Here is a 15,242-nt window from a genome sequence, read left to right on the forward strand (position 1 = left end):
TGTTTCCTGGAGGTGACCAATGGAGCACGTCGCGCCCTATTTCACGTTCGCGGAGGTGGTGCGGACCGGCAGCTTCACGGTGGCGGCCCGCTCGCTGGGGTTGTCGAAGGCGACGGTCAGCAAGCAGGTGATGCTGCTGGAGAGCACGCTGGGCGTCCGGCTCCTGCACCGCACCACGCGCAAGCTGTCGCCGACGGCGGAGGGGCACGCGCTGGCCACGCGCTGCCAGCGCATGACGGAGGAGCTGGAGGCGGCCAAGGCGGAGGTGCTGCTGCTGCGGCGCAAGCCGCGCGGCCGGCTGCGCGTGAGCATCCCGATGACGTTCGGGCTCATGCAGGTGGTGCCCGCGATGCCGGAGTTCCTGGAGCGCTACCCGGAGATAGATTTGGACATCCAGCTGGATGACCGCGTGGTGGACCTGGTGGAGCACGGCTTCGACGTCTGCATCCGCATCGCGCAGATGCCGGACTCGTCGCTCGTGGCCCGGAAGCTCGCGTCCAGCCGCCGCGTCATCTGCGCGACGCCCGCGTACCTGAACCGCCACGGCACGCCCCACCGGCCCGAAGACCTGCGGCAGCACCGGTGCGTGCAGTACACCTACCTGGCCTCCGGCACGGCCTGGAAGCTGCGCGGGCCCGACGGCCAGGAGACCCTGGTGGAGACGACCGGGCCGCTGCAGGCCAACAGCAGCCTGGCCCTGAAGACCGCGGTGCTGGGGCACGCCGGCATCGGGCAGTTCCCGCTGTTCGCGGTGGCGGAGGAGCTGCGCGGCGGACACCTGGTGGAGGTGCTGGACGACCACGCGCTGCCGGACCTGTCCATCTGGGCCGTGCACGCCACGCCGGGGCGCACCCTCACCCCGAAAATCCGCGCCTGGGTGGACTTCCTGGCCCGGCGCTTCGCGAGCGACACGGGCTGGAGCCACACCGCCGCGACGAAGCGCGGCTGAGGCACGACGGCGGGCGTCAGCCCTTGCGGGCCGCGCCATCCTTCCAGTCGACGCGCATGCGGAACTTGCTCAGCTGCGCGGAGGCGATCTGCGTGCGCTGGCCGTCCTCCGCGATCTTCCAGGCCTGGCTCTGGGTGAAGATGAGGTTGCGGCCGCTTCGCAGCACGCTCGCCTCGAAGAGGACCTCCGCGCCTAGGGGGGTGGCGGACATCATCATGCTGTTGAAGCTGTTGGTGAGCGCGTACTCGTCGGGCCCCAGCGTGGGCAGGGTGGCCAGCATGCTGACCACGTCGAGCATGGAGTAGATGACCCCGCCGTGCAGGGTGTGGCTCAGGTTGTCGATGGCCTCCGTGACGCGCAGGCGGCACTGGCAGAAGCCGGGGCGCTGCTCAATCAGCCGCAGGCCGCAGTAGCGCTGGTACGCGTGCTCCAGGAGCGCCTGCGAGTGCGCCCGGGCGTGTTCACTCAGGTCCTTCATCGTGTCTCCCGTCACAAGGCCCGTCCGATGACTTCCAGCATGACTTCCCGCGCGCCCCCGCCAATGCCCAGCAGCCGCGCGTCGCGGTAGATGCGCTCCACGACGGCCGGTTCGACGCAGCCGTGCGCGCCCTGGAGCTGGACCGCGTCGTGCGCGATGCGCTCCAGCACGTCCACCGCGGAGTTCTTGGCGATGGCGGCCTGCGCCGGGGACAGCTGCCCCTCCGCCTGCCAGCGCACGGCCTGCTCCACGTACACCCGCACCACGCTCAATTCGGAGTGCCGTTCGGCCAGGCGCTGGCGCAGGACGGACTTGTCCAGCAGCGCCTCGCCGCCCACGCGGCGCGTACGGCAGTGCGCCACCGTGTCGCGCAGCGCCAGCTCCGCGGACGCCACCGCCATCACCGCCAGGTTCAGCCGCTCCTGTTGCAGGCACTGCTGGAGCAGGCGCCCCGCCTCGCGCCCCGCGATGAGCAGGCGCGCGGGCGTCGCGTCGAAGCGCAGGGCGGCGAGCGGCAGGCACCGCCAGCCCAGGCACGACAGCCGCGCGCTGGACAGGCCGGGCGCGGAGCCCTCCACCAGGAACAGCCCCAGGGCGCCCTCGTGGACCGCGCCCACCAGCAGCAGGTCCGCGCGGCCCCCGTTGCAGATGAAGCGCTTCTCCCCGGTGAGCCGGTGGCCACCGTCGTGCGGCTCGGCCCGGCATTCGAAGGCGCGCAGGTCGGAGCCCGCCTGGGGTTCGGTCAGCGCGAGGACGATGCCCTGGTCGCCCTTGAGCACCGCCGGCACCACGCGCGCCGCCACCCGGGCGTCGCTTCCCTGCACCGCCTTGAGGCTGACGAAGTGCGACGCCAGCCCCATGGTGATGCCCTGGGCGCCGCCCAGGGTCAGCTCCTCCACCAGCACCGCCAGCGCCCGGGGGTCGTCGGGGAGTTGCTCCGGGGAGCGCCCCAGGGCCAGCAGGCCCGCCCTGCCCGCCTGCCGGTAGAGCTCCAGCGGGTACTCGCCGTCGCGCTCCCAGGCGTCCACGTGGGGCCGCACGTGGTCGTTGACGAAGGCGCGCACCTGCTCCCGGAACGCTTGCGGCATCGTGTCCGTGCCCACCCTAGAAGACCGTGGTCTGCGCCAGGTGCTGGAAGCGCTGGACGATGGGGGACAGGCGCGCCGGGGACACCTCCCCCTCCGGTTCGAAGTAGTAGAGCTGGGTGAAGTCGTTCATCACCTGGAGCATCTCCCGGGAGCGCCGCGCCGCGCGGATCTCATAGCGCTGGAGCGCCGTCTCCAGGCCAGCGTCGCAGTGCCCCACCAGGGCCTGGGCCAGCATGAAGCCGTTCTCCAGCCCCAGCGTCAGGCCGTAGCCCAGGGTGGGCAGCATCGCGTGGATGCTGTCGCCCAGCATCACCACGCGGCCCCGGAACCACTGGCCCTCGCCGGTGAGCGCCTTGAGCTTGTGGGTGAGGATGTCCTCCTCCGGCGTCTGTCCCATCATCCGCAGCAGGTCCTCCGGCAGCGCCGCGAACAGCTCCAGCAGGCCCTGCCTGTCCAGCAGGGGCTGGTTGCGGTGCTGGTAGGCGGCGAACCAGTAGCGCAGCGAGCTGGCCTTGTTGAGCGGGTACGTCACCACGCGGGAATGGTGGGACGTGAAGATCTGACAGCGGTCGGAGTGCAGCAGGGGCGAGTCGAACGTCACCACGCCCCGGCTGGCCACCAGCCCCGTGTCATGCGGCACGAGGCCCGGGTTGACGAACGCGCGCGTCGTGGACGACACGCCGTCCGCGCCCACGGCCAGGTCGAAGTCGAAGCAGTGGCCGTTGGTGAAGGTGAGGCGCACCTGGTCGCCCACGTTCTCCAGCCGCTCACAGCCCATGTCGTAGTGGATGTCGTCCTCCTCCAGGCTGTCCGCCAGCAGGCGGAACAGCTCCGTGCGAAGGAACATCATCGCCGGGGCGGGCAGGCCCAGGCCGTCCGGGCGCACCGGCTGGCTGTGGATGAGCCGGCCCTGCTTGTCGTGCGTGTCCAGGAACTCGATGGGCTGGCCCCGGGAGAGGAACTTCCGGTCCTTGAGCACGAATCTCAGCACCTGCATGGCCTGCGGCCACACGTAGATGCCCGTGCCCGAGTCCCGGGGTCCCTTGCCCCGCTCGAAGACGACGCAGTCCACGCCCAGGCGCTTGAGCATGACGGCGCAGGCCAGGCCGTTGAGGCCCGCGCCGATGATGGCGACCCTCACGCGGCCTCCTCGCGGGCGCTCCACAGGGGCTGCGAGCCGGAGGAGCGCAGCGAGTACCGGTTCTGCAACAGGCACAGGCTGGTCAGCTCCATCAGCATCGGATCCAACAGGCCCTGCTCATGGGCGCTCAACTGCGGCAGGCGGTGGAGCAGGTCGCGCACGCGGGCCGGGTCGAAGAAGGGCAGCGAGTCCAGCTCCGAGCCGTTCAGCACGTCGCGCACCAACTGGTAGAGCCGGCCCTTCTGCTGGAGCGTGGCCGGGGGCGCGCGGAAGTAGTGCTTCTTGCGCTTGTAGAGGGCATCCGGCAGGTACGACTTCATCGCCTCGCGGAAGACGTACTTCTCCGTGGAGCCGCGCACCTTCATCCAGACGGGCATCTGGCAGGCCAGCTCCACGACGTGGTGATCCAACAGGGGGACGCGGCCCTCGATGCTGTGGGCCATCTCCATGCGGTCGCCCAGCGTGGTGAGCACGAAGTTGGGCAGGTAGGACTTGGCCCACAGGTACATGGACTTGTGGACCGGGTCGCGGCCCTCCAGGTTGCGGTGATCCAGCCGGTCGTAGAACTGGCGGTAGGGGTCCGTGCCCTCGAAGCGCTCGCGGAAGTCCTTGCGGTACAGGGCCTCCAGCGCCTTGAACCAGCCGGCCTGGTTGTCCAGCCAGGACACGCCGTGGCTGAGCTGCTCCACCATCCAGTGGATGTCCTGGGGCATGTCCGGCCGCTGGTAGCCGTTCTCGCTCTCCTGGATGCGCTGGCGCAGCTGGGTGACGAGCTTCGGGTCCTGGCGCTCCGGGTTGTACAGGAGCATGTCGCGGCGGAAGTGCGGGTAGCCGGCGAAGACCTCGTCGGCGCCCTCGCCGGTGAGGACGACCTTCATCCCGGCGTCGCGCACCGTCTGGCTGAGGATGTACTTGGCCACGCCGTGCGCGTTGAAGAACGGCGTCTCGTTGTGCCAGAGGGCCTGCTCGAAGTGGTCCGCCAGGTCGTCCTGGGACACGGCCACGGTGTGGAAGCGCGCCCCGTTGTGCTCCGCGGCCAGCCGGGCGAAGCGGTTCTCGTCGTAGTCGTCCATGTCCGTGAAGGACAGGTTGAACGCGTCCAGGGGCTGGCCCGACAGCTGGGTGGCCACGCCCAGCATGGCGGAGGAATCAATGCCGCCGCTCAGGTAGACGCCCATGGGCACGTCCGCGCGCAGGCGCAGGCGCACGGACTTCTCCACCGCGGCGCGGACGGCTTCAATCATCCCCTGCTCGTCGGAGGGATCCGGCGCGTCCTGGCGGGCGAACTCCATGTCCCAGTAGCGGCCGTGGTGCAGGCCACCGCTGTCGGCCATCACCCAGCACCCCGGCTGCACGCTGCGCACCCCCTTGAAGAGCGTGTGGTCGCGCAGATAGAAGGCGCGGCTGGCGTAGGCGTCCTCGTCCCACTCCGCGGGGACCCCGGCGGCCAGCAGCGCCTTGATCTCCGACGCGAAGTACCAGGCGCCCCGGTGCTGGGCGTAGAACATGGGCTTGATGCCCATGCGGTCGCGCACGGCCAGCATCAGGCGGCGCTGCCGGTCGAACAGCAGGATGGCGAACTCACCGCGCAGCTGCTTGAGCCCGGCGAGGCCGGAGCGGCGGTACAGGTGCAGGGCGATCTCACTGTCGGAGTCCGTCTTGAACTGACAGCCGAGCGCCTGGAGCTCGCGGCGGATCCGCTCGTGGTCGTAGAGCTCGCCGTTGACCACCAGCGTGATGTCACCCTCGTCCGCGACGATGGGCTGCTTGCCGTTGTCCAGACCGATGATGCTCAGGCGGACGTGCCCCAGCACGGCGCGGCCGGCGGGGTCATGCCACAGGCTGCGCTCGTCGGGCCCACGGTGGTGGAGGGTGGTCAGCGCGGTGAGGAGGGCCCGGTCGTCAAAAGACGCGGGGGTACGCTGGTAGACGCCAATGAATCCGCACATAGCAGGCTGCTTCCTTCGAGATAAAACGGGTCCGTCAGCGCCAGCGCCATGAGCGCCCCCAAGGCACCCACGACACGGCGAAGCACATGGCCGTCCGTCCTGGAGACACGTCCAGACCGACCACGGTTTTCTGGCAATGGATTGGAGCCCGCTGGAAGGGAGAACGCGCAGGTGACCGAGCGCCCTTCCAGGAGCGGCTCGTCAGGCGGTCGTCGAATGCATCCCCATACCGCTACAATGTTCTTCCATCACTCCCCCTCTGAAACCACGACCCATGACGGGTCAGGCCGGCGGCTTGATTCATCCCAACCGACCGGCACAGCACATAGCATCCCAAAAGCCAGAGCGATAGCTGAAATATCGTATCAACCGACTTAATCCGGTTAATTCAATGTAACTGGACTTGGGCGTTCCAGAGACACGTCTCCCTCTGGGGAAGGGCAGAAATCGCCTGCCCTTGGGGCTCAACCCAAGGCAGATTACGCCTGCCTTCGGCCATGGCACCCCGTGTATGCATTTGCGGCAATACTTGCCTGTCCTGCGACAGCTTGCCGGCAGATATCGCCTGTCTTTCAATCCAGCCGACTGCGCTTCGTGTCCAGCGAAGGCCCGTCCCCGCCGCCAGCAATGACAGACATCCCGGGAGCGGGCCGGGACGGTGGCGACCTTCCGGGCCGCCGCCACGCGCGGGGCGTGCCCCGTCCCCCCGGGATGGCCTACGCTCGGCCCCCATGAGCTTCGCCGACAAGCTGCGCCCCTGGCTGCCCCTGCACGAGAACGGCGTCAGCCGCGCCGTGCACTTCCTGGGGGCCTACCTCTTCACGTTCTCCCTGCTCGTGCCCCTGTCCTGGGTGCACCTGCCGGTGCCCGGGGTGGCCCTCACCGCCGCGCACCTGCTGGCGCTCGCGGTGGTCCTCTACGCCGTGACGCTGGAGTGGACCGCGGGCCTGCTCATGGCGCTGCCGCTGGTGCCCACCCTCATGGCCGCGGAGGCGGTGGCCCGGCTGCCCACCGGCACCGCCGTGGGCGTGGCCGTGGGCGTGATGGTGGCGCGGTTCGCGCTGGTGGTGGGCGCGCACGTCGTCTTCGAGAAGAAGACCCACGGGCTGTCCCTGGGCGGCCCGCTGCTCTTCTTCATCGAACCCGTGTACCTCATCACCCTGGTGCTCTTCTCCATGGGCCTCAAGCGCGACCTGTACGCCCGGGTGACTTCGGCCAGCGGCGGGACGGCCCCCTCGCGCTGAGCGCGGGCCCCTGCTGCGTCAGCGGGGCTCGACGAGGAGCCGCGCCTCATCCCAGACGAGCCCATGGCGTCGCAGGAGGTCCTCAATCCCCGCCCCCGCCGGGGGTGGATGGGCCAGGGCCTGGAACCCGATGAGGTGCACGGTCCGGTCGGAGGCCGCGGAAGCCAGGATCGCGCCGTCGGGTGAGAAGGCCAGCGCCGACAGGAAGCCCTGCTGCCCCCTGACCCGCCCCATCAGCTCCCCGGAGGGCAGGCCCCAGACCTTCACCTCCGCGTCCAGGCCCCCCGAGGCCAGGAACCGCCCGTCAGGTGACAGGGCGAGGGACAGGACCCCGACCGTGCCCTCATCCATCGCCATCAACGGCTGGCCCGTCACCGCGTCCCAGAGACGGATGGGTTGCCGCATGCCGGCCGTCACCAGCCGGTCACCGGACGGGGTGAACGCCACCGCCCGGACCCGCTCCCCTGCTTCGAGTCGCAGCAACGGCTGACGCGTGTCCACGTCCCAGGTCCGCACGGTCATGTCCGCGCCGCCCGACACCAGCCGGCGCCCCGTCCCATCGAAGGCCAGGGCCCAGAGCTTCCCGGTGTGCCCCTGGAGCCGCCCCGCGGGCGTGCCCTCGGGCAGGGACCAGAGGTGGAGGTCCGGGTCTCCCGCGGCGGCGAGCAGCTTCCCATCCGGACTGAAGGCCACCGCGCGCACGGAGCCCTTCACGCCCGACAGCTCCAGCAGCGGTCGGCCCGAGCCGGCCTCCAACACCCGCACCCTCCCCTTCAAGGTGCCCGCCGCGAGGAGCCTCCGGTCCGGGCTCACTGCGAGCGACACCGTGGCCTCCGTCCCCTCCGCGCTTGAGACGACGCTGTTCCAGTCCGCGACGCGCCACCGTCGCAGCCCGTCCTCCGCGCCGGAGATCAACTCCTGCTCCTGGGAGAACGCCAGCGCCTCCACCCAGGCCCCATGTCCGCGAAGGAGCGTGTCCGGCGGTGCACCCGGCCGGGACCAGACCTTGAGGACGCCATCCATCCCGCCGGAAGCGAAGGTGCGCCCGTCGGGAGACAGCGCGACACACATCACGAATCCCCGATGCGCCTCCAGCCGCTCCACCAGGGCTCCGCCACGCGCGTCGACGAGCTGGACACGCCCATCCCACCCCGCCTGGACGACGAGCGTGAACGCGGGGTCGATGGCGGCGGCCGACACATCCCCGCTGTTTCGCAGGACGTCCACGAGCTGCCCCGACCGCGCATCCCAGAAGCGCAGCGCGTGGTCGGCCGCGGCGGTCATGATCCGCTGTCCATCCAGGGAGAAGGCCCCCGACTCCACCTTCTCCCCGTGACCGACGAGGCGGTGCGCTTCCTTGCGCGTCTCCAGGTCCCAGACCCGCGCGCTCCGGTCCATGCTCGTGGAGAGCAGTCGCTTCCCATCCGGGGAGAAGGCCACCGCGATGACGTGCTCGTCATGTTCGAAGCGAAGGTGCTCCGTGCCGGTGGCCAGGCCCCAGACGCGGACCGCCTTGTCCAACCCTCCGGAAGCCAACCGGTCGCCCGAGGGGGAGAACGCCAGCCCCCGCACGACGTCCGCATGTCCCTGCAACAGCGCCACCTGGCGTCCCTGCCGCCAATCCCAGACACGAACCTCCCCAGGCCTGCCGGCGGACGCCAGCCAACGCCCGTCCGGCGCGAAGGCCACGGCATGCACCTCCGCCGTGTGCCCCTTGAGCTCCGCCAGCAGGTCCCCGCGCTCCACATCCCAGAGCCGGACGATGGCGTCGTAGCCCGCGGAGGCCAGCACCCGCCCATCCGGAGAGAACGCCACGGCGAGGACGGAGCCTTCGAACGACTTCGTCCAGCGCAGCGTGGAGGCCCGGCCCGACGCCTGCCCCTGTCCCCACCGGGCCGCCAGCGAGTCCTGGGAGGCCCGAGCGATCGCGAAGGAGGCCGCCGCCACGCCCCAGCGCCGGGACTCGACCGCCGCCTCGCCCTTCGCCAGGTAGATGCGGGCCCGCAGGTCCCGCGCCACTGTGTCGTCCCGGTCCTTCGCGCGGGTGGTCTCGTGCGTCGCGCACGAGGCGAATAGCAACGCCAGGACACCCCAATGCGGCTTCAGGCTCTTCAAGGGACGCGCCCCTCCGGAAGGCATGGACGCGGAGCCTAGTGGACGGGGCTCCTCCCATGAACGGTGGGCGACCAGGCGACCAGACGGAGGAGGCGATGCGAAGGCTGGCGCGGCCCCCACCTTGTCCCTCCGCGCGGCGGCCACAGGTTTGGGAGGATGGTGCGCGCAGCCCGTCAGGAGGACTCCATGCCCGACAAGCAGCCCCCCGACAAAACCAGGAAGGACCCGCGCGAGGACAAGCGCCCCATGACCGTCCAGGGGGAGTTCATCCGCGAGGAGCCGGACCCCGCACGCGCTCCCCAGAAGGCTCCGTCAGCTTCGGCGGAGAGCGCGGCGCAGCGGGGCAAGCTCCGGACGGGGAGGTAGCGCGCGATGGCAGCCGTCACCAGGAAGACGGGGGGCCATGACAGCCCTCGAAAGCGCGCGCCCACCCGGAAGACGTCCACCGCGTCCCATTCACCGAAGCAGCGACGCTGGTCCCAGTCGGTGACGGAGCACAGCGACGCGATGACGCTGGAGGATCGGATCTTCACGCGCTCCCCGAAGGAGATCGCACGCTCGGTGAAACGCTCCGCCGAACGCAGCACCCGGCGGAAGGCCTCTCCGTTCCAGTCCGCCATGTCGATGCTCACGTTCTACGGCAACCGCGCGGGGCGGAACCTCCCGGCCTCCCGCAAGCGCGCGCTCCAGGAGGCCAAGGAGGAGCTGCGCAAGCTGTACCACCGGCCCTCCAAGTCCCCGTAGACACAGGGGCTTTCGCGGCGCGGACGGCGGGCGGAGGGGCGCAGGCGGGCCAGCCTCTCGTCTTCGGAGAATCAAGCAACTCCCGGGGCATCCGGCGCGATAACCCTTCGCAAAGGACCCCCCATGACCAAGATCAAGTCTCCGACGGGATTCGTTTCAACGCCCAAGACGGCGCAGAAGAGCGCCACGACCGAGGGCAAGCCCGCGGGCGCGCCCGAGCTGAAGAAGGCCCTCAAGCGCCCGGGCGACTCCTTCGAGCAGGCCCCGAAGGCCGGCAAGGATGGCCTCAAGGTCAATGACCGCGTCATCGTGAAGGTCATCGCGGACGAGCCCACCACCCCCGTCAAGGGCGGCGGGGACTCCGGCCTGAAGATCGATGATCACATCGTGAAGGTCATCGCGGACGAGCCCACCAACCCCATCAAGGGCGGCGGGGACATCGGCTTCAAGGGTGATGTCGGTGGCGCCAAGGGCGACTTCAGGGACGACATCGGCTTCAAGGGCAACATCGGCGGCAAGGGCGACTTCAAGGACATCGGCTTCCCGCGCGGGCCCATCAAGGTCATCGCTGACGAGCCCACCACCCCCGTCAAGGGCGGCGGCGACAGCAAGATCAAGGACATCGATGACGGCGTCATCGTGAAGGTCATCGCCGACGAGCCCACCAACCCGATCAAGGGCGGCGGCGACAGCAAGATCAAGGACATCGACGACGGCGTCATCGTGAAGGTCATCGCCGACGAGCCCACCAACCCCATCAAGGGTGGCGGCGACAGCAAGATCAAGGACATCGACGACGGCGTCATCGTGAAGGTCATCGCCGACGAGCCCACCAACCCCGTCAAGGGTGGCGGCAACCTCGAGGGCGTCCTGAAGGTGAGGATGGACACCCCCGACCTCGTCGGCGGCAGCGCGAAGCCCCCGGAGCGCAAGCCGCTGGAAGGCAACGTGCTGAAGGTGAGGATGGACACCCCCGACCTCGTCGGCGGCAAGGCGAAGCCCCCGGAGCTCAAGCCGTTGGAAGGCAACGTGCTGAAGGTCCGCATGGACAGCCCGTTCTAGGCAGCCTCCTGGCGGAGTCACGGTCCTCATGGCGTCCAAGAAGAAGGTCGTGCTCATTGGCTCGCGGACGGATGACGCCACCCGCTTCGTCGCTGAAGCGGTGGAGCGTCGGCGCGCGCGAGCCATCGTCGTGGAGACCGACCGGGTGCCCGACTCCGCCACGCTGAGCTGGGAGGACGGCGACGTGCTCTGGGACGGTGAATGTCTCAGCGACCTGCGCTCGTTCTACGTCAAGACCCTCCGCCTCTCGCTCCCGGTCCCCGAGGCCGAAGCCCTGTCCGCGCGGAACTTCCCGCGCTGGCAGGAGCAGTACCTCGCGGAGCGGGAGCGGCAGTCGCTGCTGCACTCCGTCCTGCGCTCGCTCAACAAGCGCGGGTGCTCGTTCATCAACCCGATGGAGGCGGTGGAGCTGCACTACCTGAAGCTCCACCAGCTGGCCCTGCTGCGGCGGCACAAGATTCCCGTGCCCGCCAGCCTGGGCACCGCCTCCGCGGACGCGGTGCGGGAGTTCGTCGCCCGCCACAAGGCCGTCATCTACAAGCCGCTGGGCGGCGGCGCGCTCGTGCAGAAGATTGGCGAAGCGGACCTCACCGAGGAGCGGATGGCGCTGCTCGCCAACTGCCCGGTCCTCTTCCAGCAGCAGATCCACGGCGACGAGTTCCGCGCCTACGTGCTCGACGGCGAGCCCGTGGCCGCCTTCCGCATCCCCACCGAGGGCGTGGTCGACGCGCGGCAGAACCTGGACAAGGTGAAGCCCGGCCGCCTGCCCAAGGAGGCCTGGGAGCTGTGCATCCGCGGCGCGAAGGCGCTGGGCATGGTCTTCACGGCGGTGGACCTGCGCCGTACCCCCGAGGGCGACTTCGTGGCCCTTGAATTCAACCCCACTCCCGCCATCTCCTTCTTCGATGATCCGCGCGACGGAAAAGTCATCACCCGACTCGCCAGCCACCTGGTCGCCAAGGCCTGAGCGCCCCAGCGGCTTCTTCATCGCGAACCTGGCCGACAGCGTCTTCGGCCCCGTTCGCGCGAAGCCGCCGAGCGCGTTCCCCCCTTCCGCGACCGGGTGGTCCCCCCTCGCGGGCGCATCCCCGAAGTTGCACGACGCCATCCGCCACGAGTTCGTCTCCGGTGGACGGGTGCCGCACGTCTGCCTCCAGCGCGTGCTCCTGCCCGAGCGCGCCGAGGCCATGCACCAGGCGCTCCGCGACGCCCACTTCCAGCGCCACCACCACGGGCCCTATCCGCTGCACATCGCGCCCCTGGCGCAGCAGGCGCCCGGCGTCCTGACGGACTTCTGCGCTTGGCTCGCGAGCGAGGACGGCGCGGACTTCCACGCGGCGCTCGTGGACTGGCCGCAGAAGCTGGAGACCCGGCAGGTCCAGGTGTCGCGCATGGACGTGGGCGAACAATTCCCGGAGCACCGGGACACGGACGAGGAAGGGCTCGCGGTCGTCTACAACTTCACCCGGCCCTGGGAGCAGGGCTTCGGCGGGGTCCTCACCTTCCCGCACCCGGACGGCGACCGGGACCTGATGCGCGTCCCGCCCATCTTCAACTCGGTGTTCATCTTCCGCGCGGTGGACGCACCCCACCGCGTGACGGAGTGGCTGCCTGCGGCGCAGGGCCACCAGCGCTACTCCATCACCGCCTTCATGCTCGCGAAGCAGTGAGCCAGGGAGCGGGCGGTCCGCTAGGCTGCCCGCCCTCACCCGAAGGCCCGGAGCCCCACACGCGTTCAGCGTGAGGGATCCAGCGGAGGCTCGACATGACACTGACGGAACGACCGGACCAGGACGCGCCTTCGCGGAAGCCCCAGGGGGGGCTGTCCCCTGAGCGACTCGCGGACGTGACCGCCGTCCTCCGGGGCCCCGTGGATCAGGGCAAGCTGCCCGGCCTCGTCGCCCTGGTGGCGCGCGACGGGCACGTCCACGTCGACACGCTGGGCGTGCAGGACCTCCAGTCCGGCGTGCCCATGCGCCGCGACACCCTCTTCCGCACCGCGTCCATGGCGAAGCCCATCACGGCCGTGGCCACGCTGATGCTGGTGGAGGACGGGGTGCTGCAGCTCGATGGCCCCGTGGACCGGTGGCTTCCGGAGCTGGCGAACCGCCGCGTCCTGCGCGCGCTCGACGCCCCGCTCGACGACACCGTTCCGGCGCGCCGGTCCATCACGGTGCGCGACCTGCTGACCCTGCGGCTGGGGATTGGCGCGGTGATGGCGCCACCGGACACGTACCCCATCCAGCGCGCGATGCAGGAGGCCGGGGTGGCGCCCGGCTTCGAGCCGATTCCCCACCCGCCCGACGAGTTCATGCGACGGCTGGGAGCGCTGCCGCTCATCCATCCACCCGGAGAACGGTGGATGTATCACACCGGCTTCGAGGTCCTGGGCGTGCTGGTCGCGCGCGCCTCCGGGATGTCGCTCGAGGCGTTCCTGAGCGAACGCCTCTTCAAGCCCCTGGGCATGCACGACACCGCGTTCAGCGTCCCGGAGGCGAAGCTGGACCGGCTGTCCACGGCGTATCAGCGCGACGCCGACACCGGGGCGATGACGGTCGTGGACACGCCCCGGACGGGGCGGTTTTCACGTCCTCCCACCTTCCCTGCTGGCGGAGGACAGGGAGGTGGGCTGGTGACGACCGCCGACGACTTCCTCACCTTCTGCCGGATGCTGTTGAACGCGGGCCGCCACGGCGCGACGCGCATCCTGTCGCCTGGGAGCATCCAGGAGCTGCTGACGGATCAGATTCCCCCCGAGCAGAAGGATGCCTCGCCCTTCTTCCCGGGCTTCTGGGACACATCCGGCTGGGGCTTCGGGGGCGCCGTCACGACACGGCCGGATGGCATCTCCCCCACGGCCGGTCGCTTTGGCTGGGCGGGCGGCTTCGGCACCACCTTCTTCATCGACCCCCGACAGGGCCTTGCGGCCATCCTGCTGACCCAGCAGCTCATGGGCGGCCCCGACGACGAAGCCTTCGCCGTGGCCTTCTCGAAGGCGGCGTACGCGGCGCTCGGCTAGAGCGCGGAGGCGGGCGTCGCCGCGCCGGCCTGGGCGCTCTGGGAAGCAACCTGCGTCCCGCCGCGCGCGGCGGCATCCAGGTTCGCGAGCCCCTTCTCGAAGTCCTTGCCCAGCATCGTGTCCATGTTCATGACGAGCGAGAACGCCTTGCCCATCAGGGTGTTCTCCCCCTCCATGCGCCAGCTCACCCGGGTGCCGCCCTCCACGGGCATGAGCGTGAAGACGGTCTGGTTCGTCGCGGCGAACGGCTTGAAGAACTCCAGCTTGAGCACGACGCGCTCCCCGGGCCGGCTCTCCACGATGATCATGCGCCCCGAGCCGGCCTTGCCGCCGCCTTCCCAGGTGTAGCTGGCGCCCTGCCCCGTGGCGGGCCCCTCGAAGGACTTGCTCAGGCCCGGCGCCAGTTCAAAGCGGTACGGCGACCAGGCGTCGAACTGGCGCAGGTCGTTGATCATCGCGAAGACGACGTCCGGGGAGGCGTGGACCTGGGCGTTGCGCTCGACGCTGAAGCGGTCCGGGCGGGTGGCGATGAAGGCCCCCAGCGCGATGAGGAGGACGAATGCAGCGACGGCGAGCTTGATGGCCATGGGGCGGCTCCTGTTCTGGAAGTAGCGCCTCCCGGGTGGCTCCCAGGAGGCTTCATCTTCACGTCGAACGAGGGGCCGCGAATTCGACACGGCATTTCTTCCGGTGCTCCCGCGAGAGTGAGGAGGTCCCCCCGACCGGGAAGTCGTACCCCGGCCTACCCCATCGCCCCGCCGGGTCCACCAGAAGTGACGGGCGTCGCGTTAGAGCGAAGTGGCCCAACGGGTGTTGGTGTCGCTCTGGAAGCGGTGCAGGGGGCTGCCGGCCTGGCTCACCAGGATGACGTCGGACCCATCACCCAGGCGGACCGTCACAATCACGGAGTTCATGTTCCAGTTGTCGCCGGTTTCGAAGGGGTTCGACTGGCCGGAGGTGAACTGGATGGAGAAGTCCAGCAGGAGCCCCTGATAGATGCCGCCCGGCGCGGTGTGGGTCACGGTCTTCGTGGAGTAGTTGGGCCACTCGGCGCCGTTGTTCAGGTTCACGCTGGTGACGAACTGCTGGCCGTCCTCGCGCATGTACCGGAACAGGGCCACGGCCTGGCTCGCGTTGCGCAGGTTGTCCCCGCCCGTGCCGATGGTCACCTTGAAGGAGACGACGCGGTTGGCGTCATCGACGGCGAACGCCTCACCGGGCGACAGGGTGACGACGGCCACCGCGAAGGCGGCGACGAGGGTGGCGAAGGCGCGGCGGGAGACAGCGCCCAGGGAGCGGATTCCAGTCATGACAGGCTTCTCTCTTGATGGGGAGTGGGACGGACACGTCACCCGCCACCTCCCAAGGGTGCGGGCTCCAAACACCCTGCCGGCAAGCCCCGGACGCGAACACTGCCAATCTTCTTGCACTGCCCCGGACGCGGCGGTGGCGC

15 protein-coding genes are annotated in these 15,242 nt (G+C 69.8%); 8 read left to right on the forward strand and 7 right to left on the reverse strand.

Annotated elements, in window-relative coordinates; translation table 11 throughout:
• The first annotated feature begins 19 nt into the window (after positions 1-19).
• Positions 20-949 (forward strand): LysR family transcriptional regulator, encoded by a 930-nt coding sequence (locus tag OV207_RS18120; RefSeq protein ID WP_267556408.1) that lies wholly within the window; start codon positions 20-22, stop codon positions 947-949.
• 16 nt (positions 950-965) lie between these two features.
• Here the strand turns inward: OV207_RS18120 and OV207_RS18125 are convergent, their stop codons facing one another.
• From OV207_RS18125 to asnB, 4 genes are read right to left on the reverse strand one after another with little or no spacing between them, the layout of a single operon-like run.
• A complete protein-coding gene (locus OV207_RS18125) occupies positions 966-1,427 on the reverse strand; it encodes a PaaI family thioesterase (RefSeq protein ID WP_267556409.1) in 462 nt (153 codons plus the stop codon).
• A gap of 11 nt (positions 1,428-1,438) precedes the next feature.
• Positions 1,439-2,515 carry an acyl-CoA dehydrogenase family protein gene (locus tag OV207_RS18130; RefSeq protein ID WP_267556410.1) on the reverse strand — a complete coding sequence of 359 codons (1,077 nt, stop codon included), beginning with the start codon at positions 2,513-2,515 and terminating at the stop codon, positions 1,439-1,441.
• A 16-nt stretch (positions 2,516-2,531) separates the two neighbouring features.
• Positions 2,532-3,656, reverse strand: coding sequence for an FAD-dependent monooxygenase (locus OV207_RS18135; protein WP_267556411.1), 1,125 nt, complete (start codon positions 3,654-3,656; stop codon positions 2,532-2,534).
• Positions 3,653-5,605 (reverse strand): asparagine synthase (glutamine-hydrolyzing), encoded by a 1,953-nt coding sequence (gene asnB / locus OV207_RS18140; RefSeq protein ID WP_193347593.1) that lies wholly within the window; start codon positions 5,603-5,605, stop codon positions 3,653-3,655. Before asnB ends, OV207_RS18135 begins: the two co-directional genes overlap by 4 nt.
• A 731-nt stretch (positions 5,606-6,336) precedes the next feature.
• On the opposite strand from asnB, the gene OV207_RS18145 reads away from it, so the two are divergent.
• Positions 6,337-6,849 carry an Mpo1-like protein gene (locus OV207_RS18145; protein ID WP_267556412.1) on the forward strand — a complete coding sequence of 171 codons (513 nt, stop codon included), beginning with the start codon at positions 6,337-6,339 and terminating at the stop codon, positions 6,847-6,849.
• Between the two features lie 18 nt (positions 6,850-6,867).
• On the opposite strand, the gene OV207_RS18150 is transcribed toward OV207_RS18145, so the two are convergent.
• Positions 6,868-8,964 (reverse strand): WD40 repeat domain-containing protein, encoded by a 2,097-nt coding sequence (locus OV207_RS18150; protein WP_267556413.1) that lies wholly within the window; start codon positions 8,962-8,964, stop codon positions 6,868-6,870.
• Between the two features lie 186 nt (positions 8,965-9,150).
• Here OV207_RS18150 and OV207_RS18155 point away from each other — a divergent pair, with 186 nt between their 5' ends.
• The 6 genes from OV207_RS18155 to OV207_RS18180 all read left to right on the forward strand — a co-directional run bounded on the left by OV207_RS18155 (position 9,151) and on the right by OV207_RS18180 (position 13,789).
• Entirely contained in the window at positions 9,151-9,330 is a 180-nt protein-coding gene (locus OV207_RS18155; RefSeq protein WP_267556414.1) for a hypothetical protein, read from the forward strand.
• A gap of 6 nt (positions 9,331-9,336) precedes the next feature.
• On the forward strand, positions 9,337-9,708 hold the full coding sequence (locus OV207_RS18160; RefSeq protein ID WP_193347589.1) for a DUF3175 domain-containing protein: 372 nt from the start codon (positions 9,337-9,339) through the stop codon (positions 9,706-9,708).
• 123 nt (positions 9,709-9,831) lie between these two features.
• The gene (locus tag OV207_RS18165) at positions 9,832-10,770 is read left to right on the forward strand and encodes a hypothetical protein (protein WP_267556415.1); all 939 of its coding nucleotides are present in this window, start codon (positions 9,832-9,834) and stop codon (positions 10,768-10,770) included.
• 28 nt (positions 10,771-10,798) lie between these two features.
• Entirely contained in the window at positions 10,799-11,737 is a 939-nt protein-coding gene (locus OV207_RS18170) for an ATP-grasp domain-containing protein (RefSeq protein WP_267556416.1), read from the forward strand.
• Positions 11,738-11,864: 127 nt separating this feature from the next.
• Complete coding sequence (locus tag OV207_RS18175) at positions 11,865-12,440, forward strand: 2OG-Fe(II) oxygenase (protein ID WP_267556417.1); 576 nt, start codon at positions 11,865-11,867, stop codon at positions 12,438-12,440.
• Positions 12,441-12,535: 95 nt separating this feature from the next.
• Complete coding sequence (locus OV207_RS18180; RefSeq protein ID WP_267556418.1) at positions 12,536-13,789, forward strand: serine hydrolase domain-containing protein; 1,254 nt, start codon at positions 12,536-12,538, stop codon at positions 13,787-13,789.
• Here the strand turns inward: OV207_RS18180 and OV207_RS18185 are convergent.
• Positions 13,786-14,376 carry an SRPBCC family protein gene (locus OV207_RS18185; RefSeq protein ID WP_267556419.1) on the reverse strand — a complete coding sequence of 197 codons (591 nt, stop codon included), beginning with the start codon at positions 14,374-14,376 and terminating at the stop codon, positions 13,786-13,788. The two genes, OV207_RS18180 and OV207_RS18185, sit on opposite strands and share 4 nt — an antisense overlap.
• A 201-nt stretch (positions 14,377-14,577) precedes the next feature.
• Entirely contained in the window at positions 14,578-15,099 is a 522-nt protein-coding gene (locus OV207_RS18190) for a hypothetical protein (RefSeq protein WP_267556420.1), read from the reverse strand.
• Positions 15,100-15,242 lie beyond the last annotated feature (143 nt).

Origin of the sequence: Corallococcus sp. BB11-1, assembly GCF_026626625.1 — a bacterium.
GTDB classification, from domain to species: Bacteria; Myxococcota; Myxococcia; order Myxococcales; family Myxococcaceae; genus Corallococcus; species Corallococcus soli.

What these genes read in the sequence shown, in the direction of transcription:
- OV207_RS18130 (WP_267556410.1), bottom strand. Translation starts at nt 2,515, where the DNA reads ATGCCGCAAGCGTTCCGGGAGCAGGTGCGCGCCTTCGTCAACGACCAC.
- OV207_RS18165 (WP_267556415.1), top strand. Translation starts at nt 9,832, where the DNA reads ATGACCAAGATCAAGTCTCCGACGGGATTCGTTTCAACGCCCAAGACG.
- asnB (WP_193347593.1), bottom strand. Translation starts at nt 5,605, where the DNA reads ATGTGCGGATTCATTGGCGTCTACCAGCGTACCCCCGCGTCTTTTGAC.
- OV207_RS18190 (WP_267556420.1), bottom strand. Translation starts at nt 15,099, where the DNA reads ATGACTGGAATCCGCTCCCTGGGCGCTGTCTCCCGCCGCGCCTTCGCC.
- OV207_RS18120 (WP_267556408.1), top strand. Translation starts at nt 20, where the DNA reads ATGGAGCACGTCGCGCCCTATTTCACGTTCGCGGAGGTGGTGCGGACC.
- OV207_RS18125 (WP_267556409.1), bottom strand. Translation starts at nt 1,427, where the DNA reads ATGAAGGACCTGAGTGAACACGCCCGGGCGCACTCGCAGGCGCTCCTG.
- OV207_RS18170 (WP_267556416.1), top strand. Translation starts at nt 10,799, where the DNA reads ATGGCGTCCAAGAAGAAGGTCGTGCTCATTGGCTCGCGGACGGATGAC.
- OV207_RS18180 (WP_267556418.1), top strand. Translation starts at nt 12,536, where the DNA reads ATGACACTGACGGAACGACCGGACCAGGACGCGCCTTCGCGGAAGCCC.
- OV207_RS18145 (WP_267556412.1), top strand. Translation starts at nt 6,337, where the DNA reads ATGAGCTTCGCCGACAAGCTGCGCCCCTGGCTGCCCCTGCACGAGAAC.
- OV207_RS18185 (WP_267556419.1), bottom strand. Translation starts at nt 14,376, where the DNA reads ATGGCCATCAAGCTCGCCGTCGCTGCATTCGTCCTCCTCATCGCGCTG.
- OV207_RS18160 (WP_193347589.1), top strand. Translation starts at nt 9,337, where the DNA reads ATGGCAGCCGTCACCAGGAAGACGGGGGGCCATGACAGCCCTCGAAAG.
- OV207_RS18155 (WP_267556414.1), top strand. Translation starts at nt 9,151, where the DNA reads ATGCCCGACAAGCAGCCCCCCGACAAAACCAGGAAGGACCCGCGCGAG.